The 25,168-nt window shown below is 67.8% G+C and carries 25 protein-coding genes and 6 tRNA genes; 6 read left to right on the forward strand and 25 right to left on the reverse strand.

Annotated features, from left to right (window positions below; translation table 11 throughout):
- Positions 1-17 precede the first annotated feature (17 nt).
- Complete coding sequence (locus AC1DR7_RS02480) at positions 18-1,013, reverse strand: TraB/GumN family protein (RefSeq protein WP_457320477.1); 996 nt, start codon at positions 1,011-1,013, stop codon at positions 18-20.
- A 136-nt stretch (positions 1,014-1,149) separates the two neighbouring features.
- Here AC1DR7_RS02480 and AC1DR7_RS02485 point away from each other — a divergent pair, with 136 nt between their 5' ends.
- Positions 1,150-1,596: a phosphohydrolase gene (locus tag AC1DR7_RS02485; protein WP_478076381.1), complete on the forward strand. Its 447-nt coding sequence runs from the start codon at positions 1,150-1,152 to the stop codon at positions 1,594-1,596.
- A 27-nt stretch (positions 1,597-1,623) separates the two neighbouring features.
- Here the strand turns inward: AC1DR7_RS02485 and AC1DR7_RS02490 are convergent, their stop codons facing one another.
- From AC1DR7_RS02490 to AC1DR7_RS02510, 5 genes are all read right to left on the reverse strand, one after another.
- Entirely contained in the window at positions 1,624-2,316 is a 693-nt protein-coding gene (locus AC1DR7_RS02490) for a glutathione S-transferase family protein (RefSeq protein WP_457320473.1), read from the reverse strand.
- A 72-nt stretch (positions 2,317-2,388) separates the two neighbouring features.
- Positions 2,389-2,475: transfer RNA gene (locus AC1DR7_RS02495), tRNA-Leu, on the reverse strand.
- 50 nt (positions 2,476-2,525) lie between these two features.
- Complete coding sequence (locus tag AC1DR7_RS02500) at positions 2,526-3,482, reverse strand: hypothetical protein (RefSeq protein ID WP_478050966.1); 957 nt, start codon at positions 3,480-3,482, stop codon at positions 2,526-2,528.
- A gap of 67 nt (positions 3,483-3,549) precedes the next feature.
- On the reverse strand, positions 3,550-4,959 hold the full coding sequence (gene hemN / locus AC1DR7_RS02505; protein ID WP_478050965.1) for an oxygen-independent coproporphyrinogen III oxidase: 1,410 nt from the start codon (positions 4,957-4,959) through the stop codon (positions 3,550-3,552).
- A 45-nt stretch (positions 4,960-5,004) separates the two neighbouring features.
- On the reverse strand, positions 5,005-5,442 hold the full coding sequence (locus AC1DR7_RS02510; protein WP_457321547.1) for a group III truncated hemoglobin: 438 nt from the start codon (positions 5,440-5,442) through the stop codon (positions 5,005-5,007).
- A gap of 184 nt (positions 5,443-5,626) precedes the next feature.
- On the opposite strand from AC1DR7_RS02510, the gene AC1DR7_RS02515 reads away from it, so the two are divergent.
- A complete protein-coding gene (locus AC1DR7_RS02515; RefSeq protein WP_256776162.1) occupies positions 5,627-5,923 on the forward strand; it encodes a hypothetical protein in 297 nt (98 codons plus the stop codon).
- A gap of 2 nt (positions 5,924-5,925) precedes the next feature.
- Positions 5,926-7,011 (forward strand): 4Fe-4S dicluster domain-containing protein, encoded by a 1,086-nt coding sequence (locus tag AC1DR7_RS02520; RefSeq protein WP_457321543.1) that lies wholly within the window; start codon positions 5,926-5,928, stop codon positions 7,009-7,011.
- Positions 7,012-7,070: 59 nt separating this feature from the next.
- Here AC1DR7_RS02520 and AC1DR7_RS02525 read toward each other — a convergent pair whose 3' ends face one another.
- The 7 genes from AC1DR7_RS02525 to AC1DR7_RS02555 form a co-directional block, all read right to left on the reverse strand.
- Positions 7,071-7,307 carry a hypothetical protein gene (locus AC1DR7_RS02525; RefSeq protein WP_256776164.1) on the reverse strand — a complete coding sequence of 79 codons (237 nt, stop codon included), beginning with the start codon at positions 7,305-7,307 and terminating at the stop codon, positions 7,071-7,073.
- Between the two features lie 326 nt (positions 7,308-7,633).
- Positions 7,634-7,855, reverse strand: coding sequence for a hypothetical protein (locus tag AC1DR7_RS02530; protein ID WP_256776165.1), 222 nt, complete (start codon positions 7,853-7,855; stop codon positions 7,634-7,636).
- 86 nt (positions 7,856-7,941) lie between these two features.
- Positions 7,942-8,400, reverse strand: a complete 459-nt coding sequence (locus AC1DR7_RS02535) for a BLUF domain-containing protein (RefSeq protein WP_478050964.1) — start codon at positions 8,398-8,400, stop codon at positions 7,942-7,944.
- 187 nt (positions 8,401-8,587) lie between these two features.
- Positions 8,588-8,661, reverse strand: a tRNA-Cys gene (locus AC1DR7_RS02540).
- A 73-nt stretch (positions 8,662-8,734) separates the two neighbouring features.
- Positions 8,735-8,810 (reverse strand) — tRNA-Gly (locus tag AC1DR7_RS02545).
- A 146-nt stretch (positions 8,811-8,956) separates the two neighbouring features.
- Positions 8,957-9,032, reverse strand: a tRNA-Gly gene (locus AC1DR7_RS02550).
- A 148-nt stretch (positions 9,033-9,180) separates the two neighbouring features.
- Entirely contained in the window at positions 9,181-10,293 is a 1,113-nt protein-coding gene (locus tag AC1DR7_RS02555) for an NAD(P)/FAD-dependent oxidoreductase (protein WP_478050963.1), read from the reverse strand.
- An 80-nt stretch (positions 10,294-10,373) separates the two neighbouring features.
- On the opposite strand from AC1DR7_RS02555, the gene AC1DR7_RS02560 reads away from it, so the two are divergent.
- Positions 10,374-10,769: a hypothetical protein gene (locus tag AC1DR7_RS02560; RefSeq protein WP_457319628.1), complete on the forward strand. Its 396-nt coding sequence runs from the start codon at positions 10,374-10,376 to the stop codon at positions 10,767-10,769.
- On the forward strand, positions 10,766-10,891 hold the full coding sequence (locus tag AC1DR7_RS02565) for a hypothetical protein (protein WP_457319627.1): 126 nt from the start codon (positions 10,766-10,768) through the stop codon (positions 10,889-10,891). Before AC1DR7_RS02560 ends, AC1DR7_RS02565 begins: the two co-directional genes overlap by 4 nt.
- Positions 10,892-11,142: 251 nt before the next feature.
- On the opposite strand, the gene AC1DR7_RS02570 is transcribed toward AC1DR7_RS02565, so the two are convergent.
- The 10 genes from AC1DR7_RS02570 to AC1DR7_RS02615 form a co-directional block, all read right to left on the reverse strand.
- Positions 11,143-11,218 (reverse strand) — tRNA-Gly (locus AC1DR7_RS02570).
- Between the two features lie 46 nt (positions 11,219-11,264).
- Positions 11,265-11,888, reverse strand: coding sequence for a CDP-diacylglycerol--glycerol-3-phosphate 3-phosphatidyltransferase (pgsA, locus tag AC1DR7_RS02575; protein WP_256776169.1), 624 nt, complete (start codon positions 11,886-11,888; stop codon positions 11,265-11,267).
- A 9-nt stretch (positions 11,889-11,897) separates the two neighbouring features.
- Positions 11,898-13,745, reverse strand: coding sequence for an excinuclease ABC subunit UvrC (gene uvrC, locus AC1DR7_RS02580; RefSeq protein ID WP_312236334.1), 1,848 nt, complete (start codon positions 13,743-13,745; stop codon positions 11,898-11,900).
- Positions 13,742-15,157 (reverse strand): hypothetical protein, encoded by a 1,416-nt coding sequence (locus tag AC1DR7_RS02585; RefSeq protein ID WP_457321853.1) that lies wholly within the window; start codon positions 15,155-15,157, stop codon positions 13,742-13,744. Before AC1DR7_RS02585 ends, uvrC begins: the two co-directional genes overlap by 4 nt.
- An 85-nt stretch (positions 15,158-15,242) precedes the next feature.
- The gene (gene kdsB, locus AC1DR7_RS02590; protein ID WP_256776172.1) at positions 15,243-16,016 is read right to left on the reverse strand and encodes a 3-deoxy-manno-octulosonate cytidylyltransferase; all 774 of its coding nucleotides are present in this window, start codon (positions 16,014-16,016) and stop codon (positions 15,243-15,245) included.
- A 49-nt stretch (positions 16,017-16,065) separates the two neighbouring features.
- Positions 16,066-17,088 carry a tetraacyldisaccharide 4'-kinase gene (gene lpxK / locus AC1DR7_RS02595; RefSeq protein WP_256776173.1) on the reverse strand — a complete coding sequence of 341 codons (1,023 nt, stop codon included), beginning with the start codon at positions 17,086-17,088 and terminating at the stop codon, positions 16,066-16,068.
- Positions 17,088-18,836 (reverse strand): lipid A export permease/ATP-binding protein MsbA, encoded by a 1,749-nt coding sequence (msbA, locus tag AC1DR7_RS02600; protein ID WP_457318789.1) that lies wholly within the window; start codon positions 18,834-18,836, stop codon positions 17,088-17,090. Before msbA ends, lpxK begins: the two co-directional genes overlap by 1 nt.
- Positions 18,833-19,255, reverse strand: a complete 423-nt coding sequence (locus tag AC1DR7_RS02605) for an ExbD/TolR family protein (RefSeq protein WP_457318790.1) — start codon at positions 19,253-19,255, stop codon at positions 18,833-18,835. Before AC1DR7_RS02605 ends, msbA begins: the two co-directional genes overlap by 4 nt.
- 3 nt (positions 19,256-19,258) lie before the next feature.
- On the reverse strand, positions 19,259-19,930 hold the full coding sequence (locus AC1DR7_RS02610; RefSeq protein ID WP_256776176.1) for a MotA/TolQ/ExbB proton channel family protein: 672 nt from the start codon (positions 19,928-19,930) through the stop codon (positions 19,259-19,261).
- A gap of 3 nt (positions 19,931-19,933) precedes the next feature.
- Complete coding sequence (locus AC1DR7_RS02615; protein ID WP_478050961.1) at positions 19,934-22,357, reverse strand: DNA internalization-related competence protein ComEC/Rec2; 2,424 nt, start codon at positions 22,355-22,357, stop codon at positions 19,934-19,936.
- Between the two features lie 252 nt (positions 22,358-22,609).
- On the opposite strand from AC1DR7_RS02615, the gene AC1DR7_RS02620 reads away from it, so the two are divergent.
- Positions 22,610-24,205: an MASE1 domain-containing protein gene (locus AC1DR7_RS02620; protein WP_256776177.1), complete on the forward strand. Its 1,596-nt coding sequence runs from the start codon at positions 22,610-22,612 to the stop codon at positions 24,203-24,205.
- Here the strand turns inward: AC1DR7_RS02620 and AC1DR7_RS02625 are convergent.
- Together AC1DR7_RS02625 and AC1DR7_RS02630 are read right to left on the reverse strand one after the other, a co-directional pair.
- The gene (locus AC1DR7_RS02625; RefSeq protein ID WP_457318794.1) at positions 24,148-24,615 is read right to left on the reverse strand and encodes a hypothetical protein; all 468 of its coding nucleotides are present in this window, start codon (positions 24,613-24,615) and stop codon (positions 24,148-24,150) included. The two genes, AC1DR7_RS02620 and AC1DR7_RS02625, sit on opposite strands and share 58 nt — an antisense overlap.
- A gap of 380 nt (positions 24,616-24,995) precedes the next feature.
- A tRNA-Val gene (locus tag AC1DR7_RS02630) sits at positions 24,996-25,070 on the reverse strand.
- Positions 25,071-25,168: the final 98 nt, after the last annotated feature.

Genomic DNA, 25,168 nt, shown 5'->3' on the forward strand with positions numbered 1-25,168 from the left:
GTACAGATGCCGCAGGCTCAGGGCGCTTCCACCTGGAGGCCGTCCTGCTCCAGACGGGCCAGGTAGCCGCCCGGCTGCACCAGCGTATGCACCGGGACGACCGCGAAGGTCGTCGCGTTGCGAGCCAGTGCCGCGCGCGCCACCTGCAGCCACTTGTCGGCCGCCTGCTGCTCCACGCCCAGCAGCCCACGGCGCCGGCCGAACTCGCTGTCGGCGACCGCGCCGACGCAGGCGTCGTACTGGCTCTGCACCGCCAGCCGCTGCAGCGTCTCTGTGTCGCCCACCGACCACGCATTGGCGCGTTCCACCAGCAGCGGCAACTGGTGTTCCACCACGTCCAGGGTGCGCTGGAAGCACTGCACGTCCTGCAATGTGCTGGCGCGCACTTCCTTGAGTGCCTGGCGCGGATCATCGACCTTGATCACCACCCGGGTCACCACCGGCTTCAACCCGCGCGCCTTGTAGGCCTTGTCCAGAATGGCGGACACCGGCGTGCCGCGGCCGAGCCCGACCGACTTCAACGCTTCGGCATACAGGCGGGTCGCCGCGACCAGCGGACGATCCTTTTCCACCCCGCCGTCGCGGCCCAGATAGCGTTGTTTGAGCGGCAGCCAGCGCGCGTACAGCGGCGCCGGCAGGATCTCCTCCAGCCGTCGCCCCTGCGGATCGTGTGCGGCCTTCATTGCCGAAGGCAACAGGGTCAGGCCCTTGAAGAAGCCGACGTCGGCATCGACGGTCCAGCCCGGGGTGCCGAGCACTTCGCCGGCGCTGGCGATCACCGCCTGGACCTCATCGGCACGCCACTCCAGCTTGGCCGGGAGCGGCGACACCGTGCCCAGAATCCAAAGCACATGCCCGTTGCCGGCGGTCACCTTCCACATGCCCGGTCCGGGCTGTACGCCGGACACCACCACCGGTGCCAGATCAACCACCGTCGGCGGCGTGCCACGGGGCGGGCTCTGCGCCTGCACTCCCGCTGCGCACGCCATCGCCGCTATGAGCATGCCTGCCATCCGTGTCCGTGCCGCGCTGGCCATGTTGCCTTGCCTGTGTTGGGGGTCGAGCGCAGCCTACGGGGGCCCGCGCACGGCTGCGTAAAGTTTGCGTTTGGCCGCCGCACGCATAATGCAGCGACCGGTCACAAGGAGAATGCCCATCGACACCCTGCGCAACGCCCAGACCCTCGCCCGCCGCGCCCACGCCAGCCAGATCGACAAGGCCGGCCAGCCCTACATCGGCCACGTCGCACGCGTGGCTGCCCGCGTGCAGGGGGATGCCGACGCCGAAGCGGTGGCCTGGCTGCACGACGTGGTCGAAGACTGCCCTGCGTTCTCCGCCGAGGTGGCATCGTTCCCCGCGCACATCCGTGCCGCGGTGGCGTGCCTGACGCGGCGCAAGGATCTCCCTGCGGAGGACTACTACGCCGCCATCCGCGCCAACCCGCTGGCGTTGAAGGTCAAGCTGGCCGACATCGCCGACAACAGCGACCCGGCCCGCCTGCGCTACCTGCCGGCCGACGTGCAGCAGCGATTGGCCGACAAGTACGCGCATGCGCTGCTGGCGCTGGGCGCTGCGCTGCCGTGGGCTCCGGCCTGATCACCCCGGCCGCGGCGGCACGCCCCGTCATCGCGGCGTCGGCGCATCCCGGTAGGGCTCTTCGAACGGGCGGAAATCCTGCTCGGCCAGGGCACCCGCCACCCACTGCTGCACACCCGCCAGCGCCAGCACCGCGTCCAGGTAGCGCTGTACGCGAGGCGTGACCGGCAGCGAATAGGTCGTCAGACGCATCACCACCGGCGCGAAGAACGCATCGGCGATACTGAAACGATCGAACAACAGCGCACCGTCATGCCGCGCGAGCAGGTCCTCCCACAACGACTGCACCCGCTGCAGGTCTTCGACCACCGCCGGTTGCTCGCGCAGCACGCGCGCGCCGACCTCGGGCAGGCTCGCCTCGATATTCATCGGGAAGTACTGGCGTAACGCACCAAAGCCGCTGTGCATCTGCGCGCAGACGCTGCGTGCGCGTGCGCGCTCGGCCACCGCCTGGGGCCACAGGTGCTTGTCCGGGAAACGTTCGGACAGGTACTCGGCGATCGCCAGCGTGTCCCACACCACCAGATCGCCATCCACCAGCACCGGCACCGTGGCCGAGGGCGACAGCGCCGTGGCCTGGCGCTTGAACTGCGAATCCGGATCGAAACTGTCGAAGCGCAGCAACACTTCGTCGAACGCGATCCCGGCCTGGGTCATCAGCACCCACGGGCGCATCGACCAGGACGAGTAGTTCTTGTTGCCGATATGGAGGGTGAGCATGGCGGTCGCTGCGCGGGCAGGAAGGGAACCGCCATGCTAGCGGCAAAAACCACCGCGTTTACGTCACACTGTTGGTGCCCGGAGCCGGAATCGAACCGGCATGGAGTTGCCTCCGGCGGATTTTAAGTCCGATGCGTCTACCAGTTTCGCCATCCGGGCCACGGCGCGCATAGGGTGCCTGATCCGGCCCGATTTGGGAATGCGACGGCTCACAGGTCGGGCATGCCCACCTGCGTGGGGGCGTCGGGGTGATAGAGGATGCGCGCTCGCTCGCGTGGGATGCGGTCCAGGTCCAGCAGGCTGATCACCTTGCGCACGGTAGCGGTATGCGCGCGGCCCTGGCGGTCCTCGAACGCCAGGCTGAATTCGAACTCCGGCTGCTGATTGACCTCCGCCCCGGTCTGGCGCACCTGCACGACCCGTGCCTCGGTGCCAACGCCACGGTAGTTCAACGCCTCGGCACGGCGATCAATCCCGACCCTGCGGGTAAACAGCCAACCCAGCAGCAGATAGACGCACAGGCTCGCCGGCATGACGATCAGCGGGTGCCACGGCGTGAGGAAGGTCCATCCCTGCCCCTGGCTCTGGTCGCTCCACGACCACGCGTAGTAGCCCAGCAGCGTCGCCAGCAGGAGCACACCGATCACGCCGCGCCGAATCACCCGCGCATGGTCCACTTCCGGCATTGCCGCCTCCAGCAGCAGGTTCGGGTAGCGGCCAGGATCGTCGCTGAGCAGTGCGTCGAGGGTGTTGCCCACGGCGAAGCGGTGCAGCTGCGGCTTGCTGTCCACGGCCAGCATCTCGTCCTGGATCGGCGTGCCCGACAGGTTGTCGAAGGCCAGTATCAGGTTCCAGACCGGCCAACCGCGCAGGCGCCGCCCGGTGTCCTTCGCCTGCACCACGCGTGCCCGGCGGCGTATCGCCGCGCGCTGGATCGCCTGCGAACGCGCCCGCGCCCGGAACGGGGCCATCAGCAGCGTCCACGCATAGGCCCAGGCCAGCAGTGACCACAGCGCTGTCGACACGACCAGCAACAGCCCGCCCCATCCCGGCGCGACCCGATCGACGTCGTCCACCGGATAACCGAGCGTGTAATACAGGATGCACGGGAACGCGATCGCAAAGAACAGCAGGTACACCGCCCAGAAATACAGCATCTTCTTCATGCACCGCTCCGCTCACCGAGGCCAGCGGAGCGTACTACACGCGTGTGTCCGCACCGATGACCTGCGATCAGATGGCCCGCGAGTAGCGCGCCGGCTGATCCGGGCGTGCCAGGTAGCGGTCGAAGCACATCGCCAGCAGGCGCAGCAGTGGTCGACCGCGTTCGGTGGTGCGCACCACGCCGTCGGTGTACTCGGCCAGGCCATCGCGCTGCAGGGCATCGAGCGCGACCAGCGCATCGGCAAAGTACGCCTCGAAGTCAACGCCATGCCGCCGCGCCAGTGCGCCACCGTCCACTTCCCCCTGGCACATCAGCTGGCCGATCAGCTCGGCGCGCAGCACATCGTCGGCGTCCAGCTGCAGGCCGCGCCAGACCGGCAGGCGACCGCCATCCACGGCCGCCTCCCAGCCCGGCAGCTCGCGCGGGTTCTGGCTGTAGCTGTTACCGATATGGCTGATCGCACTGGCGCCCAGTCCGACCAGGTCGGTGTCGGCATGGGTGGTGTAGCCCATGAAGTTGCGGTGCAGCTGGCCGGCACGCTGCGCCTGTGAGAGGTCTTCGTCGGGCAGCGCGAAGTGGTCCATCCCCACGTACTGGTACCCGGCCAGCGACAGTCGGCGCACCGCCAGTCCCAGCAGGGCCAGCTTCTGTTCGGGGCTGGGCAGCGCCTCATCGGGGATCTGCCGCTGCGCCTTGAACAGCTGCGGCAGGTGCGCATATCCGTAGATGGCCAGGCGGTCCGGGCGCTCGCGCAGCACCGTTTCCAGGGTCTGCGCGAAGCCGGCGAGGGTCTGGTGCGGCAGCCCGTAGATGAGGTCCACGTTGACCGAGCGCAGGCCGTGGTCGCGGCAGGCGCGCAGGATGTCCAGCGTCTGCTCCACGTCCTGCACGCGGTTGATCGCCCGCTGCACCACCGGATCGAAATCCTGGATACCCAGGCTGGCGCGGTTGAAACCGAGCGAAGCGAGCGTGGCGATGTCGGCGCGGCTGACGAAGCGCGGGTCCAGTTCGATCGAGAAATCGCGGCTGGCCGCGCTGCTGAAACGAAAGCGCTGGCGCAGCCCGTCGACCAGTTCGCGCAGCTGCGCGGCAGCGAGGAAGTTCGGCGTGCCACCGCCAAGGTGCAGCTGGATCACCTCGCGCGAGACATCGAACAACGGTGCGATCTGGTCCGCCTCGCTCAGTACGCGCGCCACGTAGGCCACGCCCTTGCCGTGGTCGCGGGTAATCACCCGGTTGCAGCCGCAGTAGAAGCACGGGCTGCTGCAGTACGGCACGTGCACGTACAAGGACAACGGACGGGCGCAGGCGTTGCTGGCGCTGATCGCCGCGCGCAGCTGGTGCTCGCCGAAGCCATCGTGGAAATGCGGCGCGGTCGGATAGGAGGTGTAGCGCGGGCCGGGCCGGTCGTGGCGACGCAGCAGTTCCGGGTCGAAGTGCCAGGCAAGCCCGGCGGCGGCAGGCGAGATCGTGTCCATGCCTGACAGCTTGCGCGCGCAGCCGGACGCGCGCATTGCGCCAGATCAATCCAGCCGCGACGCCCCGACCACCGGCAACTGCGGCCAACGCAACATCTGGAACCGGCGCCAGAAGGTATCGGCGATGCGCGCAGCGACATCGTCGGCCAGGCGCTGCATCGGCGCATTGCCACATTCGGCGGTGGTCTGCCGGAACAGCGCCAGCCACCGGTCGAACAGATCGCGGTCCAGTTCGTCCATGGCCATGTGCTTGGGCATCGGCGCGCCGCTGAAACGGCGGGTGCCGCGCAGCATCGCCGACCAGAAATCGACCAGGTGCGCCAGGTGCGCGTCCCAGTCGTCCACGCGCGCGGTGAACACCGGGGCCAGACGCGGCTCGTCGCGCACGCGCGCATAGAAATCGTGGACCAGCCGGGTGACCTGGTCTTCGCTGCACAACGCCAGCGAGGGCGCGGGCATCGGGAAGGGGGATGGATCCGGCATGGCGTTCCTCTACGGCCGATGGTGGCCAGCATGCGCGCAGGGGCAGCGCAGCGGCTTTGATCAGAATCAATGTCGGCGCCGATCGCGCGCCCTAGTCTGTGAGTCCAGACAGGCTGCGCGCGCCCGGTCCACGACCGCCGGGAGTATAGCCGCGCCCTGCCCCTCCCTCCTGACCGTGGCTGCAATGACCGACCTGCACGACCCGCCCGAGGCCAGCCGGCGCCGGCTGCTCATCCAGCACTGGGGCGCCATCCTGTGGCCCAGTTTCGTCGCCGCCGGCCTGGCCAGCATGGTGTTCTTCGCCTTCGTCGATCCGCTGCGGTTGCGCGACATCAGCTTTCCGCAGCACGCGATCAGCCGCGAGCTCGGCTATACGCTCGGCTTTTTCATGTTCTGGGCGGTGACCGCTGCGGCCAGCAGCGTCACCTGGTACCTGTTGCGGCCGCTGCGCCGCGACGACGACGACGTGCCGTTGGGTTGACCATGCCCGCACGCCTCCACCTGCATCTGGTCCCGCCGCCTGCAGCGCCCCTGCCGCGTCCGCGCGCCGCGCTGCGCTGGCGCGCGCTGCTCTCGTCCACGCTGCTGGCCGGCTTCTATCTGCTGCCGTGGCTGCGCTGGGAGGGCCGCCAGGCGCTGTTGTTCGACCTGCCGAACCGCCGCTTCGATCTGTTCGGGCTGACCCTGTGGCCACAGGACCTGGGCGTACTGCTCGGATTGCTGGCGGTACTCGCCGTCGGCCTGGTGCTGCTGACCAACGTGGCCGGGCGGGTCTGGTGCGGCTACGGCTGCCCGCAGACGCTGTGGAGCGGCATGTTCGGCTGGATCGAACGCAGCAGCGCCCGGCGCCTGCGCCAGCCAGCGCTGGCGCGCGTGGTGAAGCACCTGGCCTGGGCCCTGCTGGCGCTGTGGACCGGGGTGACCTTCGTGGGCTTGTTCAGTCCGATCCGTGACCTGGTCGCGGGCCTGTGGCCACCGGACTGGAGTGGCTGGGAGACGTTCTGGGTGGTGTTCTATGCGCTGGCCACGTGGGGCAATGCCGGCTTCCTGCGCGAGCAGGTCTGCATCGACCTGTGCCCCTACGCGCGGCTCTGCCCGAGCCTGTGCGATACCGATACGCCCCAGGTGCACTACGACGCACGCCGTGGCGAACCGCGTGGCCCGCGTGCGCCCGGACAGGGCGCGGTGATGCAGCGCGGGCGCGGCCTGCTCGATCCGGTCAGTGCCAGCGACTACGCCTTCCGTGCCGCGCATCCGGCGTTGGCTGGGCCGATGCCGCACTTTCCCGACGACCGTCTGGGCGATTGCGTGGACTGCAAGGCCTGCGTGGCGGTCTGCCCGATGGCGCTGGATATCCGTAGCGGGCCGCACCCCGATTGCATCGCCTGCGGTGCCTGCGTGGATGCCTGTGATGCGCAGATGCGCGGATGGCACTTCCCGACCGGGCTGATCGCCCCTGCCAGCCCCAATCGGGTACAGCAACACGCACGCCGCTGGCTGCGACCGCGCACGCTGGCAGCCCTCGGCACCCTGCTGGTGCTGCTGGGCATCGGTGTGCATCGGTTTTAAACGGCGGCATCCCGCTACGCGCCTGCCATCGATCGACGGCGCCGGTCCCCCAACCGGTATCAGCGTGTGCCGGTGGTCCGCGGCGGCACCATCTGCGCGCGCCGGACGATGCCCAGCTGCTCGATGATCAACGCCAGCTCGTTGGTGACCTGGGTGCGACTGCGACCCTTGGGCACCAGCCGTTCCAACACCTGTTGATAGGTGGTCCAGAATTCCGGGCCGCACCCGTGCTTGCTGTAACTGGCTTCCAGCTCGGTGCGCACGCCATCAGCCAAGTCATGTACGCCGTATTGCATACGACCTCCCTTGGACTTGCCCTGCATCGGAGACGAGCAACCACCCTGTGTGCAGCTTGCCGCGCAAAAGGAACAAAGACAGCGAAGGATTCACTTGCATTTCACCCAAAATTTGCACGGTCTTCGCGCCAAGTCAATCGGCACACCGATTTGGGCGACAGCGTCGCTGAATCGTTCACACTGCCTACCGCCCTTGGGCAGGCAGCCAGCATGCGCAGGATGTGTTGACAGGGTGATGTCAGTAAACCGCTGCAGATGCAGCGATTGAAGCCCTTGCGACATCGCGTCGCAAGGGTGGGCAGGATGCCGTCAGTCCAGTCGGCCGCTTACGACGCCATCCGCCAGGCGCCGTAGAGACCGATCGCGATCCCCACCAGCAACAGGGTCCAGACCAGGCCGTTGAAGCGCTTGAGTGCGCGGCCGAGCACCAGCGAGAACCCGATGCCGGCCAGCCCGATCAACAGCCAGATCACGCCGCTCACATTGCTGGGCGAATCCCAGAACGAACCGGGCACACCGGCGGCGGCGAACAACAGGGCCAGAGCCATGGCAGAACCTCACAGAACTATCGATGCCCATCTTGGGCAGGCGTTCGTCCTGAACGGGTGAAGGCTGCGCAGGCGAGTCGCGGGGATCAGCTGACGGTATGCGGCTGGAGCGGTGGCGGCGCCACGTCCAGGGCACGCGCTACCAGCGTGAGCAATTGCTCCAGCCCACTGCCCGCCGTCGGGCCGTCATCCATGCGACGGGCAAAACCGGCCCAGTCGCCGATCGCCAACTGCCGGATCAGCGCTGTGTCGACGGCCAGCCAGCGCATCCCCCAGTAAGGGAAGCTGCGTTGCGGTACTGGGCCGCGGTTCAACTCAATGATGGCGCGGTGGCTACGGGCATGCAGGATGCGCTCGTGCACGGCGGCAATGCCGTCCTCCGGACCCTCGTAGTACTGCAGGAAGCGTTCACCATCGAACAGCAGCACGCCGGTGACCCCGGCGAGCGTGTTGAACCGAGCCGCGTCCTCGACCAGCGCATCCAGACCGGCAGTGGACAGGTCTGCGGACGCCTCGCTGACGTAGGCGATCGCACGAAGGGGCATGGGCTTGATCCTGATAATGACGCGTCATGCTGTCACTTTCAGCCACCTGAATAAAGCGCTGCACTGAATAATTCAGATTGCCAGCATCGGCAACGTTCGTCGCGGCGTTGCCGCAGCGCCTACGACACGATCGCATACGCGGAAACGCAAAAAGCCCGCTTGCGCGGGCTTTGAGCGTATTTCGATCTGGAGGCCTGGACGGGAATCGAACCCATCTCAACGGATTTGCAGTCCGGTGCATAACCACTCTGCCACCAGGCCGGTGACCTTACCGCTTACCGGGAAATCATACCCCGATAAAACAAGACCCCGAGAACGGGGCCTGGTCTGGATGTGGAGCGGGAAACGAGACTCGAACTCGCGACCTCAACCTTGGCAAGGTTGCGCTCTACCAACTGAGCTATTCCCGCAAAATCAGGCGCGTATCTTACCGAAACCACCGATAACACACCAGCCTTTTCACACTTTTTTTCACATCCCAATCGGCCATGCCGCTCAGGACGCCCGCGTGCCACCGCGGAGAAAAACARGGCCCCGAAGGGGCCCTGTCGAAATATGGAGCGGGAAACGAGACTCGAACTCGCGACCTCAACCTTGGCAAGGTTGCGCTCTACCAACTGAGCTATTCCCGCAGACTTTCGCTTGCCCCGACTGCACCGCACCGTGAGGCGCTGGAGGCGGTCGGCCCATCGACCTGCGTCGAAGGAGCGCTATTGTGTCGGGATTCCTTCACGCCGTCAACAGCTTCGTTCAGCAGAAGGGGGTCGGATGCTTCATCCGCTACGCGCCCACCCGCATGCCACGCCGATGAAAGTAGACCTGCTCCGCCGTCCGTCGCATGGCGCCAGACCGAAGCAGCAGGTTGACCGGCCAGTCCATCTGCAGGTGATCCATCGCCCAGCGCATCAGGCGCTTGCGACGGAACGTAGGGGCGGCCTGCTGGGCGACGGCTTCCGCCGGCGGCCCCTTGCCTCGCAGGTGCAACCCCGCTGCATCGCCGACGGCCCAGCCATGGCGCCACGAGGAATGGATGCCGCCGGCCGACAGCGGCGAAACAATTCCCGCCGCGTCGCCAGTGAGGATCACCCCCGGCGCGGTGATCGGCCCATCCGGAAGCCCGCACGGCACCAAGCCGGCACGCGTGGCGCTCGGCCTGGCTGAGGCGGGCAGCCCGACCACGCTGCCTACGTGCTGCAGGAAGCCGGCCAGCTCCGGTTGCCGCGCGTTCGCCGGATCGTGGCGCAGCGCCAGGCCCACCTGCACGCCGGTGGGATTCTGCGCGACCCAGCCGATGTAGCCCGGCGCGAAGCGCTTGCTGGCAAAACAGTGCAGCGCACCGGCCTCGGCGAGCTGCACGCCGGCAAATTCCTGTTCGACACCGTAGAGGTTGTCCCGCACCCGACCCAAGCCGGTGCGCTGGGCCACGCGCGAGGCCGCGCCGTCGGCGCCGATCAGGTAGCGCGTCCGCCCTGCCCCGTTTACCCGCCAGCCGTCGCCGTCGCGCTCCGCCTGCGTGAACGCCTGCCCCAGACGCAGTTCCACGCCGTTGCCGCGCAATTCGGCAGACAACCAGCGCAACAGGTTGGGGGTGTCGGTGGTCATGAAGTAGTACCCGGGCGCGGCCAGCAGCACGCTGCGCAGGTTTGGCGCGTACAGACGCACGCGTTCCACACGCTGCAGCAGTTCTGCGGGTGCCCGGCCGAGCCAGGTCTGTTCGATCGCCTCCTTCACGATGATGCCGGTGGTATGCAGCCGCGCGCCGGGGTCGGTCTTGCGCTCCAGCACGCACACGCGCAGCCCGTATTGCGCGGCGGCCAGCGCACAGGCGGCGCCGGCGAAGCTGGCGCCAATCACGACAAGGTCCCAGTCGTAGGCCGAAGAAGAAATATCCATGCGTATGACGTCCTGCGGAAGCGAGGGGCACAGGATCCGTGGGGCCGGCGGGGAGGCCATGAAGTGCTGGTGAAGTGGGTATGAAGCGTGCCGCCGACATGATGCGCGGCCATGTGAGAATCCGGGGCATGACGCCTCGCCTGCCTACAATCGCCCATTTCCTCCTCGCTGCGCTGTTCGCTTGCGGGGTCATCGGTTGTGTGGCGACGAACCTGGCGTCCAACGCGATGATGCTGCTGCTTGACCGGAGCAACGTCATTCCCCAGGAATCGTCGATCTTCACCTTCGAGCCCTATGTCATCAACCAGGGTTCCTCGAACTATTGGCTGTATGGCAAGGACCGCCACTACTACTACCACTTCACCTACCGTGACGCGGCGCCGTACGTGTATATCCGCGCCGACAATCCCTGCCGCGGATTCGATCGCGAGGACGTGCGCACCTGGTGCAACGCGCGCGCAGCAGGAGGTCGATGAAGACCACCGTGCGGGCTGCCCTCATGGCCACCACCGGGCTGTTCCTGGGCGAGGCCGCATCGGCAGCGCCCGCGATGACCACGCGGCGCGGCTGGATCCGTTGCTGCTACAGAGTCGACTGAACTTGCTCGAATCCAGCGGTGAACTGGACGCCATGGGGCAGCGCTGGGCGACAGGCGTGGGTTCGCAGCGGAGACGATACAGCCGCGCTGCGTGCGCGTTGATCAGGACAGGTTTGGCGTGGACGACGACTGCAACAGCATGGACGCCAGCCAGAGACCGTAAGCGCGAACAGCAGAAACGAAAAAAGCGACCCGAAGGTCGCTTTTTTCGTTGCACCACACGGCGATCGATTGCCGGTGGAGACCGTATCTGGAGCGGGAAACGAGACTCGAACTCGCGACCTCAACCTTGGCAAGGTTGCGCTCTACCAACTGAGCTATTCCCGCTTGGGAGGCGAAATTCTACAACCAAATGCGCAGGTGTCAACAGCCCTCAGCCATTCTTTTTCGCACGTGCGTTTTCGCGCGCCGCGCGCTCGTCCTCACGCAGGCTCGGCCATGCAGCATGCAGGTACTGCAGGCCGGAGAACAGGGTGAGGATCGAAGCGATCGCCAGGGTCCAGTCGCCGATGTGGAACACCGGAATGCCCATCCAGATTTCGTTCATTGGCGTGTGCGGGGCCACCGAATACAGCAGGCACAGCAGCGCCACCATCTGCGCGGTGGTCTTGACCTTGCCGATCAGCGCCACGCGCACCTTGGCGCGCTGGCCGATCTCGGCCATCCATTCGCGCAGTGCCGAGACCGCGATTTCACGGCCGACGATCACCGCCGCCCACACCGCCATCCACGCGGTGGGATGCCCCTGCACGATCAGGAACAGGGCCACGGCCACCATCAGCTTGTCGGCGACCGGGTCCAGGAACGCGCCGAAAGCCGAGGCCAGGTCGTAGCGCCGTGCGATCCAGCCGTCCAGCCAGTCGGTGATCGCGGCCAGGCCGAAGATCGCCGCGGAGGCGAAATTGGTCCATTTGTAGGGAAGGTAGAACACCAGTACCAGCACCGGGATCATCAGGATCCGCAGCAGGGTGAGCCAGGTGGGGAGGGTCAACTTCATCGCATCTCTCTACTCGCCCGCCGCGTCGGGCGTGGGCAGTCCATGAAGGTTAGCGTAGATGCGCGCAGCGAGGGCGTCATTGATGCCCTCCACTTTCGCGATTTCGGCTTCGCCGGCGGCCTTGAGCCCGACCAGACCGCCAAAATGCTTGAGCAGGCTGGCGCGTCGGCGCGGGCCGATGCCGGCGATGTCTTCCAGCTTGCTGGTCATGCGCGCCTTCTGGCGGCGCCCCCGGTGGCCGGTGATGGCGAAGCGGTGGGCTTCGTCGCGGACCTGCTGGATGAACTGCAGGGCCGGTGAAGCCGCGCCCGGCCGCAGTTCGCGGCCATCGGGCAGCACCAGCGCCTCGTGCCCTGCCCTGCGCTCCACGCCCTTGGCCACGCCGACCAGCATCACCCCTTCCACGCCCAGGTCGGCCAGCGCCGCCTGTGCCTGGCCGAGCTGGCCGGCACCACCGTCGATCAGCAGCAGGTCCGGCAGCACGCCGTCTTCTTCCACCGCGCGGCGGAAGCGGCGTTCGATGGCCTGGCGCATCGCCGCGTAGTCGTCGCCCGGCTCGATGCCGCTGATGTTGAAACGGCGGTATTGGCTGCGCACCGGGCCGCTGGCGTCGAAAACCACGCACGAGGCCACCGTGGCTTCGCCCATGGTGTGGCTGATGTCGAAGCACTCCACGCGCTTGACCTGCTCGGCCAGGCCGAGCATCTGCCGCAGGTCTTCGCTGCGCGCGTGCTGGGCGCTGCGGCTGGTCAGTTCGCTGACCAGGGTGATCTGCGCGTTGCGGCTGGCCAGCTCGACATAGCCGGCGCGCTCGCCGCGCACGTTCCACTTCAACTGCACCTTGTATTCGGCCGAGGCCGACAGCGCCGACTCGATCAGGCTGGCATCGGGGATCTCGCGGTCAAGCAGGATTTCGCGCGGCGGCGAGTGCTCCACGTAGTACTGCGAGACGAACGCGGCCAGCACTTCCTCGGCGCTTTCTTCGCCGTTGGTGCGCGGGTAGAACGGGCGCGTGCCGAGATTGCGGCCATCACGGAAGGCCAGCAGCATCACACACGCATTGGCGCCCTGCGTGGCGCAGGCCAGCACGTCCAGGTCGGCGGCGCGGCCATCCACGTATTGACGCGTCTGCATGCTGCGCAACGCGGTGACCAGGTCGCGCAGGCGCGCGGCCTGTTCGAACTCCAGCGCTTCGCTGGCGGCCTGCATCTGCGTGCCCAGTTCGCGCGCCAGCTGGTCGCTCTTGCCTTCCAGGAACATCGACGCGCGGCGCACCGATTCGGCGTAGTCCTCGGCGCTGACCAGGTCCACGCAGGGCGCGCTGCAACGGCCGATCTGGTACTGCAGGCACGGCCGCGAGCGGTTGCGGAACACGCTGTCCTCGCAGCTGCGCAGCTTGAACAGCTTGTGCATCAGGTTGAGCGTGTCGCGCACGGCGGTCACGCCCGGATACGGGCCGTAGTAGCGCCCCGGCACCGCACGCGGGCCGCGATGCAGCGCGATACGCGGCCAGTCTTCGCGGGTGAGCAGCACCTGTGGATAGGTCTTGTCGTCGCGCAGGGATACGTTGTAGCGCGGCGACAGCGACTTGATCAGCTGGTTTTCCAGCAGCAGCGCTTCGGCCTCCGAACGGGTCACGGTCACGTCCATGCGCGCGACCTGCGACAGCATCGACATGATCCGGGTGGTCTTGGGCGTGCCGTTGAAGTAGCTGCCAACGCGATTGCGCAGCGCACGCGCCTTGCCGACGTACAGCAGGCTGTCGTCGGCGGCGTACATGCGGTAGACGCCGGGCGCGGTACTCAGGTGGGCCGCGAATGCCTTGCCATCGAAGGCCGGAGCGGTGGACGCAGTCATTCGGTGATCGGCACGTCGCTCAGTACGCCGCTGACCGGGTCGAAACGCAGCACGGCATGCGCGTCGGTCTCGGCGATCCAGACCGCGCCACCGCCCAGCGCCAGACCGGCCGGGCCATGCAGGCGACGCGGCAGTTCCAGCGTACTCAGTTCACCGCCGCCCAGGCGCAGCGTGCGCAGGCGGCCGTTGCCGGCATCGGCGATCCACAGCAGCGGCGCATCCGGGCTCAAGGCGATGGCCTGCGGATATTGCAGCTGCGCCAGCGTGCGCGGGCCGTCCTGTTCGCCGAACGACCACATGCCCTGGCCAACCAGGGTCTGCACCAGATCGCCCCGCAGCTGCATCGCGCGGATCGACGAACCGAGTGCGTCGCAGACGTACAGCACCTGCTGCACCGCCGCCAGCGAGGTCGGCTGGGCGAAGGCGGCGACATGGCCGCTGCCGTCACGCTCGTCGATGGCGCCGGAGCCGGCGCGCCACTTCAGGCTGCGCTGGCCAAGGTGGTAGCTCCAGATGCGGTTGTCGCCCGCCATGGCGATGTGGATCTGGTTGTCGGCCACCGCCAGCCCCTGCGGGTGGTTCAGGGCGGTCTGGCGCGGCTGCTCGACCATGCCCTCGGTCGGCTCGCCGGGGCGGCCGGTGCCGCACAAGGTATCGACCTGGCCGCTGAGCAGGTGGATGCGGCGCAGGGCGTGGTTGCCGGTGTCGGCCACGTACAGCCACTCGCGCTCCAGGGCCAGGCCCTGCGGACGGTGGAACGCCGCTTCACCGGGGCCGCCGTCCATGAAATCGGCGGTACCCAGGCCGAACTGGCGCAGCACGCGACCGCCGTGGCTGCACTCGAGCACGCGATGATGGCCGCTGTCGGCGATGTACAGGCGCTCGGTGGTCACCACCAGCGCGGTCGGGAACAGCAGCGGAAGCCGCGGCTCCGGGTGGAGTTCACGGGCCAGCGACAGATCGTTGTCGGCCACGCGCGCACCGTCTTCGCACAGCGCATTGAGCGCACGCTCGAGTTCCCCGCCGACGCCGACCAGGCGGTCGCGTTCGCGGCCCTGCGCATCGAGCAGTACGAGCGTGGGCCACGCGGTGACGTTGAAGCGGCGCCAGCCATCCCAGTCCGAATCCAGCAGCGCCGGGGCGGTGACACCCTGGCGGCGCAGCAGCTTCAACGCCTGCACCGGGTCGCGCTCGCAGTCGAACCGCGGCACCTGCACGATCAGCAGCTGTAGCTTGCCGGGGTTGCGCGACTGCCACTGGGCCAGATCGGCCAGACGCTGGGCGCACCACACCGAGGCAGAATTGACGAAAGCCAGCACCACCGGCCGGCCGCGCAGCTCGGTCAGCGTGGTGGGTGGCGCATTGAGCCACGTGGCAAATTCGGGCAAGTCCTGGACAGGCTGTACGTTCATGCCCCGATTATGCCGGAGTCGGCGTCATGCAATCGTCGTGCCGCGCCAGAAATGCGGCGGCAGGCGCCCCGGCCCCGCCGTCCGCTTAGGGGTTCGCGGCCAGCCAGGCCTCGGCGCGGGCCAGGTCCTCGGGGGTATCGATGCCCGGCGGGAACGCGGCCGGGCTCAGCGCTACGCTGATCCGGTGACCGGCTTCCAGCGCGCGCAGCTGCTCGAGCGACTCCAGCTGTTCCAGCGTGCCCGGCGGCAGCGCGGCGAACTGGCGCAGGAAGCCGGCACGATAGCCGTAGATGCCGATGTGGCGCAGCCAGTGCGCGCCAGACAGGCTGTCGCGCGAGCGCGCGAAGGCATCACGGTGCCACGGGATCGGCGCGCGGCTGAAGTACAGCGCATCCAGGTTCTGTTTGCGCACCACCTTGACCACGTTCGGGTCAAACAGCGTTTCGGCGTCCTCCACCGGCGTTGCCAGGGTCGACATCTCCGCCCCGCTGCAGACCAGTGCTTCGGCCACGGCGAGGATGCCCTCGGCCGGCGCGAACGGTTCGTCGCCCTGCAGGTTGACCACCACCGTGTCATCGCTCCAGCCGGCCTGGGCCGCGCATTCGGCGAGACGGTCGGTACCGGAGGCGTGGTCGGCCGAGGTCATCGCCACGCGCACGCTGGACAGGCCCTGCAGGGCATCGGCGATGCGCACGTCATCGGTGGCCACCCACACCTCGCGCGCGCCGGCCAGCAGCGCGCGCTGCGCAACACGCAGCACCAGCGGCTGGCCGCCGAGCAGGCGCAGCGGCTTGCCGGGCAGGCGCGAGGCGGCGAAACGGGCCGGAATGGCGACGACGAAATCGACGGATTGGCTCATGCGGAAACTCTCGGCAGTGACGTGGATTACGGGGAGGCAGGCGCGGCCGTCAACGCTTGCCGAGTTTGTCCAGTCGGTCCAGCAGACTCACCCAGAACGCGGCCGGCAGATCAGCCGCCAGTGGCACGGCGAAGTGCCATTCGTTGGCGAAGACCTTGCACTTGACTGCGTCTTTCTCGGTCATCAGCACCGGCAGCTCGCTGCCAAAGCGCAGGTCCGATACCTGATAGGCGTGGTGGTCGGGGAAGGCGTGCGGCACCACGCCGATGCCATGCGCACGCAGCATGTCGAAGAAGCGCTGCGGGTGGGCGATGCCGGCCACGGCATGCACGCGCTGGCCGCGGAAATGCACCAGGTTGCGGGCGCGACCGCCGCTGAGCGGCTGGGCGCTGTCGATGTGCAGCTGCATCGGCCATTCGCCGAAGCCGCAGGCCGGCTGCGCGGCGATACCGTCGCTGGCCTGGCCCATGTTGACCACGCGGAAATCGCAGTCCTGGGCGCGGCTGGCGGGTTCGCGCAACGGCCCGGCCGGGATCAGGCGGCCATTGCCGTAGCGGCGCTGGGCGTCGACCACTTCGATTTCGATATCCCGCGCCAGCCGGTAATGCTGCAGGCCGTCGTCGCAGACGATGACGTCGCAGCCGGCCTCGATCAGCGCCCTGCCGGCCGCCACGCGGTCGGCATCCACGCGCACCGGCACGCCGGTTTTCCACGCGATCAGGACCGGCTCGTCGCCGCCCACGGCGGTCGCGGTGCCGGCATCGACCCAGCGCGCCACGCCGGGTTCTTCACGGCCATAGCCGCGACTGGCCACGCCGGGTTTCCAGCCGGCCTCGCGCAGGCGGTTGACCAGCGCGATGGTCAGCGGGGTCTTGCCGGTGCCGCCGGCGGTGACGTTGCCGACCACGATCACCGGGACCGGCAATGCCTGCCGCTTCAGCCAGCGCCGCCGATACGCCAGGCGGCGCAGCGCGATCACGGCGCCATACACCGGTGCCAGCAGGCGTGCCGGGAACGGGATGGTGCTGCCGTCGTACCAGTACGACGGCGTGCGCGTGCCCTTGGCCGCCATCAAGGCTGCCTTTCGCGGAACTGCATCTTGTGCAGGTGCTCGTACAGGCCACCCAGTGCCAGCAGTTCTTCATGGGTGCCGCGCTCGACGATGCGGCCATGGTCCATCACCAGCACCTGGTCGGCATGCTCGATGGTGGACAGGCGGTGGGCGATGACCAGCGTGGTGCGTTCGGGCATGAGGCGCTGCAGCGCGTCCTGGACCAGTCGCTCGGACTCGTTGTCCAGTGCGGCGGTGGCTTCGTCCAGGATCAGGATCGGCGCGTCGCGCAGGATCGCGCGTGCGATCGCCAGGCGCTGGCGCTGGCCGCCGGACAGCAGCGCACCGTTCTCGCCGACCGGGGTCTGCAGCTGCTGCGGCATGCGTTCGATGAACTCCCACGCATTGGCTGCTTCGGCCGCCGCGCGAATCTGTTCCTCGCTGGCATCCATCCCGTAGGCGATGTTGGCGCCCACCGAGTCGTCAAACAGGATGACCTTCTGCCCCACCATGGCCACCTGCCGACGCAGGTCGGCCAGCGGGTAGTCGTCCAGGGCCACGCCGTCCAGGGTGATGCGACCGCCGCTGGGTTCGTAGAAGCGCGGCACCAGCCGGATCAGACTGGTCTTGCCGCTGCCGGAACGGCCGACGATGGCGGTGACCGTGCCGGGCCTGGCGACGAAACTGATGTCGTCCAGGGCCACGCCAGTGTCTTCGCGATACCGCAGCATCACGTGTTCGAAGCTGAGTTCGCCACGCGCGCGGCCGATCTTCTTCTGCCCTTGGTCGCGCTCGACCGGCATGTCCAGGATCGAGAACAGGCGCTCGGCAGCGGAGACACCGCGCGCGATCGACGACTGCACGCTGGTGAGGCGGCGCAACGATGGAATGATCGCGGTCATCGAGATCATCAGGCCCATGAACTGGCCGGCGTTCAGACGACCGGCCAGCGCCTCGCGGGTGGACACCCACACGATGACCGCCAACGCCAGCGCAGCCAGGAACTGGACCACGCTGGAAGCCGCCGCGCGGGTGGTTTCCACCTTCATGTTGAGGCCCAGCATGCGGTTGGCCAGGCGCGAATAGCGCGAGATTTCATGCGCCTGGGTGCCATGCACCTTCACTTCCTGCTGCGCGGCCAGCGACTGCTCGGCGGTCTGCGCCATGCTGCCCATGCCGTCCTGGATGCCACGACTGATACGGCGGTAGCGCTTGCCCACGAAGGAGACGATCACGCCGATCAGGGGCACCACCACCAGCATCGCCACGGTCACCTTGACGCTCATCTGCAGCATCACCACCAGCATGGCGATGATGGTCAGGGTATCGGCGACGAGGGTCTTGAGCGCGTCCGCGCTGGCCTGGGTGACCTGTTCGGTATCGAAATTCAGCCGGCTGACCATCACCGGGGTGGACTCGCTGTCGAAATGCGAGGACGGCAGATGCAAGTACTTTTCCAGCACCTGCTCGCGCAGGTCGCGCACGACGCTGCGCCCGGTCCGGGCCAGTGCGTAATCGCTGACGAAGGTCGCCGCGCTGCGCGCGACGAACAGGCCGAGGATGGTCAACGGCAGGATCACCGCCATGCGCGGCTCGGGGTTGACGAAGCCCCGGTTGACCAGCGGCTCCATCAGCTTGCTGAAGTGGTACCCGGCGAGCGCTTCGACCACCATGCCGATGACCGCGGCCACCATGAAGGTCCAGTAGGCGTGGGTATAGCCGAGCAGGCGCTTGTAGATGGGCCAGACCGGGGCATGTTTCTTGTTCATGGACGCACCTCCGGCGCGGTAGCGATGGCGATGCGGCGGAAGCCGAGCTGACCCAGGGCATCCTGGGCGGTCACAACGGCCTGGTACGGGGTGCGTGCGTCGGCGCGCAGCAGCACGGTCTGGGTCCGATCGCTGCCGGCCACGGCGGCGATGGTCTGTTTGACCGATTCGACATCGGTGCGCAGCACTTCCTGGTCGTTGATGAAATAACGGCCTTCGGCGTTGACCAGCACGCTCAGCGAGCGCGGCGGCTCGGCCGTGCTCTGCTGGCTGGCGGTCGGCAGCTGCAGCTGCAGCGTGGAGCGCGCGTCGAAGGTAGTGGTGACCACGAAGAAGATGATCAGGACGAGGATCACGTCGATCAGGGGGACCAGATCGATATGCGGCTCGTCCTGGGCCCGGTCATTGCCGATACGCATCCGTCAGCCCTTGGCCGTGACGGGTGCCGCCGGGGCGGCAACAGGGGCACGGGCGCCGGTGTTCATCACCCCGGGGCGGCCATCGAGCGCGTCCAGCAATGCGCTCGCCTCCTGCTCCATCTCGATGACGTAACCCCCGATGCGGCCCTTGAAATAGCGATGGAACATGAGTGCCGGGATCGCCACGATCATGCCGGTGGCCGTGCACACCAGCGCCTTGCCGATGCCGCCGGCCAGCTGGTTCACATCGCCCACGCCGTGGTCGAGGATGCCCAGGAACATCTGGATCATGCCGACCACCGTGCCGAGCAGGCCCAGCAACGGGCCGGCCGAGGCGATCGTGCCCAGGGCGTTCAGGAAACGCTCCATGCGGTGCACCAGGTGCCGACCGGCATCCTCGATGCGCTCGCGGATCTGGTCGCGCGGACGGTTGCGCGCTTCCAGCGCGACGGCCAGCAGTGCACCCAGCGGCGAGTTCGCCCGCAGCGACTGGATGTGGCTCGGGTCGAGCTTGCCGCGTGCGGCCCAGTTGCGCACTTCCTGTCCCAGCCCGGGGGGCAGGACTTCGTTACGCCGCAAGGTCCAGAAACGCTCCAGGACGATCGCCAAAGCCAGTACGCCCAACAGCAGCAGCGGCACCATCGGCCAGCCACCGGCCTTGACCAGTTCCCACACGTTTCAACCCTCCGGCCCATCGGCCGCCTGTTTGACCGCCGATAGAATAGCAGCCGCCCGCCTCCGCTCCGCGGCATCCCACCAACGCGGCTGAAAAACCCGCTGTTCACGCACCTGCAGGCCTTCACGACCGAGCCATGCGCGCACCGCGCCGCTATCGGCGGTGTTCAGCACTTCGGCGCCAGCGCCGCGCCATCGCGCCACCACCTCGGCGCGCGGGTGGCCGAAGCGGTTGCCGTGACCGGCCGACACGATCGCCAGCCTGGGCGACACCGCTGCCACCCAGGCCGCACTGGAAGAACCGGCACTGCCATGGTGCGGTACCACCACCAGCGCGGCACGCAGGGCAGCTGGCTGGGTATCCAGGAGCTGCGCCTCGCTGGACGCGCCGATGTCGCCGGGCAACAGGATCGCCCCATGGGCCGTGCCGATGCGCAGCACGCAGCTGCTTTCATTGCGCCGGTACCGGGCGACGGGCGACGGGTGCAGGAAGCGGAACTCGACCCCGTCCCACCGCCAGCCCTGCCCTGCGGCGCACGGCACGCTGATCCCTGGCCGCGCGCCTTGCGGAGCCAGCAGCGGCGGCTGACCGAACGCCCGCTGCACCGCCGCCGCGCCACCGGCATGGTCGCGATCACCGTGGCTGAGCAGCAGCCGGTCCAACCGGCCTTCCTCGAGCGCGTGCAGGGTGGGCACGACCACCCGCTCACCTGCGTCGAAGCCGCCGACGCTGGCCGGCCCGGCGTCGTACAGCAGCCGGTGGTGGCGGGTGCGTATCCACACCGCCAGGCCCTGCCCCACATCCATCACCAGCAGCTCCACCTCCCCCTCCCCGGGCCGCTGCGCCGCCGGCCACAGCAGTGGCAGGCACAGCAGCCCCGCGGGCAGCCGTCCACCGCAGCCGCGCGGCAGCAGTAGCCAACCCACGCCCAGCAACGCCGCCAGCAACGCCCAGCGGTCGGCCTGTGGCACCCACCACAGGGCCAGGCCACTGCGCGCGACATGGCCGAACAGCCACCAGCTGGCGTCGAAGCACCAGGCTGAGAGCTGCCACGGCCAACGGCCCGCGCCGTCCAGCATGGCCTCCAGCGCGGTGCCGATCAGCGCCAGCGGCACCACCACCAGGCTCCACCACGGGATTGCCAGCAGATTCACCAGCGGACCCGCCCGCGACGCCTGGCCGAACAAGGCCACGGTCAGCGGCAACAGCGCCAGCGTGACCACGCCCTGCGCGCCCAGGAACGTGCGCAGCCAGTGCTGATCGCGTCCCGGCAGGCACCAGACCAGCCAGAGCACACCGGCAAAGCTGAGCCAGAAGCCCGGCGACAGCACCGCCAGCGGGTCCACCAGCAGCACCGCCAGCGCAGCCAACGCCAGCGCCTGGCCCACCGTTGCCCGTCGCCGTGCGCAGCGTGCGGCAGCAACCACGGCGATCATCAACACCGTGCGCACCGTGGGCAGCGCGAATCCGGCCACTGCCGCATACAGCGCCGCCCCCAGCACGGCGGCGAGGACTGCCGCCACCGGTCGCGGCAGTCGCCGGCCCAACGCTGGCCACAGGCGCCAGCCGAGCGTGGCCAGCCATGCGGCGAAGCCGGCCACCAGGCCGACGTGAAAGCCGGAGATTGCCACCAGATGGGTCAGCCCGAGCGCGCGCAGATCCTCCCAATCGCTCTGGGTGAGTCCACGTGTATCGCCGAGCGCCAGCGCCTGCACGAAGCGCGCGCCCTCACCGCGCACCTGTGAGGCGATCGCCACCGCCATCCGCTCGCGCCACGCCGGCAGCCCGGTGGGCGGGCCGAGTGGGCGGGCGCCGGCGGGTGCATGCACGTTGCCGCTGCCTGCCAGGCGCTGCAGCACGGCGTGCCGTTCGGCATCGAAGCCGCCGGGATTGAGCAGCCCACGTGGGGGGCGCAGACGCGCCTGCAGCGTCCAGCGCGCGCCCGCCTGGAGCTGCAGGCGTGGGTCGGCACCGCTGCCGGGCCGATCATGCCAGCTCAAGGCAAACGCACGGCCGCGTACCCGCACGGGCAACGCCGGATCATCGTCCACGCGGAACACGAAGCGGGTGCCGATCGCGCCGTGCGTGGGCAGGTCGATCACCCGACCGCGCAGCAGGTACTCGGTCTTCCCCGCATCGGCAGGCAGCTGCGCGGCCAGGGCCAGGTGCGCGTGCAGCGTCGCCCAGCCCAGACCGAACACGGCAGCGCCCAGGCCGCGCCACCGCCCCGGCCAGCACCACAGCACCAGCCCCGCTCCCGCCATCACTGCGGCGGCCCAGTGGGGCAGCAGTACCGGCGCGAACGCGGTCGCGCAGACGCCCAGCATCAGCGCCGTGGCACACAGCTTGCCGAACACCGGCAGCGGCTGCGTTGGCGGGCGTCGAGAGGAAACGCTGCCAAGCTGCATCGATCCGCACGTGGTCATGCCGCCATGCTTGGCTGCATGGCGCACTTAAACCATCAGTCAGCCGGCGAATGCGGCGTCGGTGGAGTCTGCGATCAGCAGCAGAAATTGTGATCTCCATCAAATCCGACTTTCACGCGCTTCAGACCGCAGAACGTGTTGCCGACTGTTTTCACAGCCACGTCGTTGCATCGAAGCGGTTTCGTCGATAGTGTCCGTTCAGCCCCGGCATCCCGTGCCGGCGACGCGGCACCCACGTGAACGGAGGTCTCCGTGCAGTTGAGCTGGTTGAAAAAGGAGTTTCACCTCAATCTGCGCATCCATCCGGCAGGCGTGTTGCTGGCAGTGCTTTACGCGTTCGCCTATGGCGTGGCCCGCGCATCATCGGTAGACCAGATGTATCTCCCGGCCGGCATCCGCGTGGCGGCCCTTCTGCTTTGCCCGCCCCGCTGGTGGCCCTACCTCATCCTGGGCGAATACGCTTTCTTCGCCCAGGCGCGCTACCCGATGATCGGACAGTACGGCCTGGCGTGGGTCGTCATTGCGTCCATGGTGCTGATGCCCACCGTGGCTCTGATCGTGCACTGGCACCAGCGCAGGCTGGCCTCGCAGAGTGAGGCCTGGCTGCTGTCGATCGCGGCACTGTCGGCGATCGCGGTGTCCTCGCTCAACCAAGGACTGGCCTACCTGCTGATGCCCACGCTGCACGAGGCGGTCTCCTGGACCGGCATGCTGCGTTACATGGTCGGCGATTACCTGGGCATCCTCCTGTTTGCGCCACTGGCGCTGCTGTGGCGCCACCGCCACGTGTCGTTTGCCGCGACCTCCCGATGGCCTACTGCCGCCATAGCCGCGCTGTCGGTGATCGTCGCCCTTGGCCTGTCCGCAGCACACCTGCCTGGCGGCGAGGACATGGTGCTGGCCAAGAACAGCCTGCGCATCGCCATGATGCTGCCCGCCGTTGGCCTGACCTGTCTGTACGGCTGGCGCGGCGCTGCGGTGAGCTTTGCGGCGATCAACCTGACCCTGGCACTGACCATGGAAATGACCGGACGTCCGGGTTCGTTCGACGCCACCGCATTCGTCGCGCAGCAGATCCTGGCGGTGACCGGCACGGCGTTGCTGCTGTTGGGCTCCACCATCTCCCACCATTACCACCGCTTTGCCGCGAGGGAAAAACTGCGCGGCCAGGCCGAGACCTTTGCCAGAACCGGGCATCTGGCCAGTGAACAGGAACGACGCGTACGCGCCCAGCAGATGCGTGTGATCGGCGAGGATATCGACCAGTCCTTCCTCCGGGCTGCTGCGCTGCTCAAGCAACGTGGCGCGCATGCATCGGCCCTGGACATGCTCAGTGCAAGCCAACTGCAATCGCGCTTGTTCCGCGAGCAGATCAGCATGGTCTATCCGACTGAAATCGAGTACTCCGGGCTATTCGTGGCGTTGCGCTCAGGCGGCCTGGCCGGGCTCTGGGACATGACCGACCGGATTGCACGCCCGCGCCTGCACGGCGACCCGTGCCGCCTGAGCCTGGGGCTGCAACTGGCCGCGTACCGGAGTTTGGCCGATGCGGTGAGCTTGCTGCTGGATCATGAGACCGGCTACCTGCAGGTAAGGGTCCGGTGTGGCCGCCGCGGCGGGGTCTCCGGGATTGTCATGACCGTGGCGTTGCTGGACCACAAACGCCGCTTGGGGGCCGCTGTCATCCAGCGCGCGCAGCACGTGCTGGCCGGGCGGACGCTGGCTTACGGCGGCAGCGCGGGCTGCCGCCGTAACCGTATCCGCCTGCTGCTGGTGGATGTGCCGCAGACTTATCGCGAACCGTCGGGACCTTCGATGGACCAGATCACGCCACCTGCCGTGTTGTAGGCAACCAGCAACATCTGCGGCTTGCGGTACACCACTTCACGCACGGCACCGGCCGGAATCGCCAGGTTGTTGCCGGGCAGCGACACGCGATCGGCGTCCACGCCTCCGGGCAGGGTCCAGAACGTGTCACCGATATTGCCGATGATCGCGCGCACGCTGCCGGCCTGATCGTTGACCTGCAGATACCAGACACCATCGCGCTTGAACTCGTATGCCCGCCAGGTCGAATCCTGGCTGATGTTGAGCGCCAAGGGGGCGGTTTCGCCCAGACCCCTCGCCGCGATCTGGCTGCCATGCGGATCGGTCGAGCAGCAGGGCGCCGCCAGCGCCGACGGGATCAGACCACTTCCGGGGACGGCCGCCACCCCTGCAACGACCATTATCAACGTCAGACCTTTGAGCATTGCCATTTCGTCTCCTTCCTACGGGTCAGGTTTCTATCCATTTCCGACGGCAAAACGTTCGATCCATCGGCGAGCAGACGCTATCACAACGTATATCGATGGGCCTCTGTCGGCACGGGCGCGGCGCCATGCCCTCATGTCGGCGCGCCTGCGCGGGCACGGCGCCTGACCCTTCCCGCTGCAGCTACCCGGTAGCGAACGCCTGTGGCGGATCGATCCAAAAAGTCCAATCACGACACTATGCGCGCGTCGGTCACTCCCCGGTCGGAGCGGCGTATGGCCCCGCCTCTCATCATTGGCCCAGGCGCTCCGGTGCCGGAAAAACAAAAAGGCCAGCACGATGGCTGGCCTTCTTCGTTTCCACCCGCACCTCTGTGAGGTCGGAGTGGTGGGCGGTACAGGGTTCGAACCTGTGACCCCTACCATGTCAAGGTAGTGCTCTACCGCTGAGCTAACCGCCCGTTTCTTCCTTCTGCGTCGCCGCGAATGCGTCGGTGCAGGCCGCGTATATTACGGACGTCCCCCGGGAAGCGCAACACTTTTGTGAAGATATTTCACA

The organism is Stenotrophomonas sp. P5_A9 (assembly GCF_056400525.1).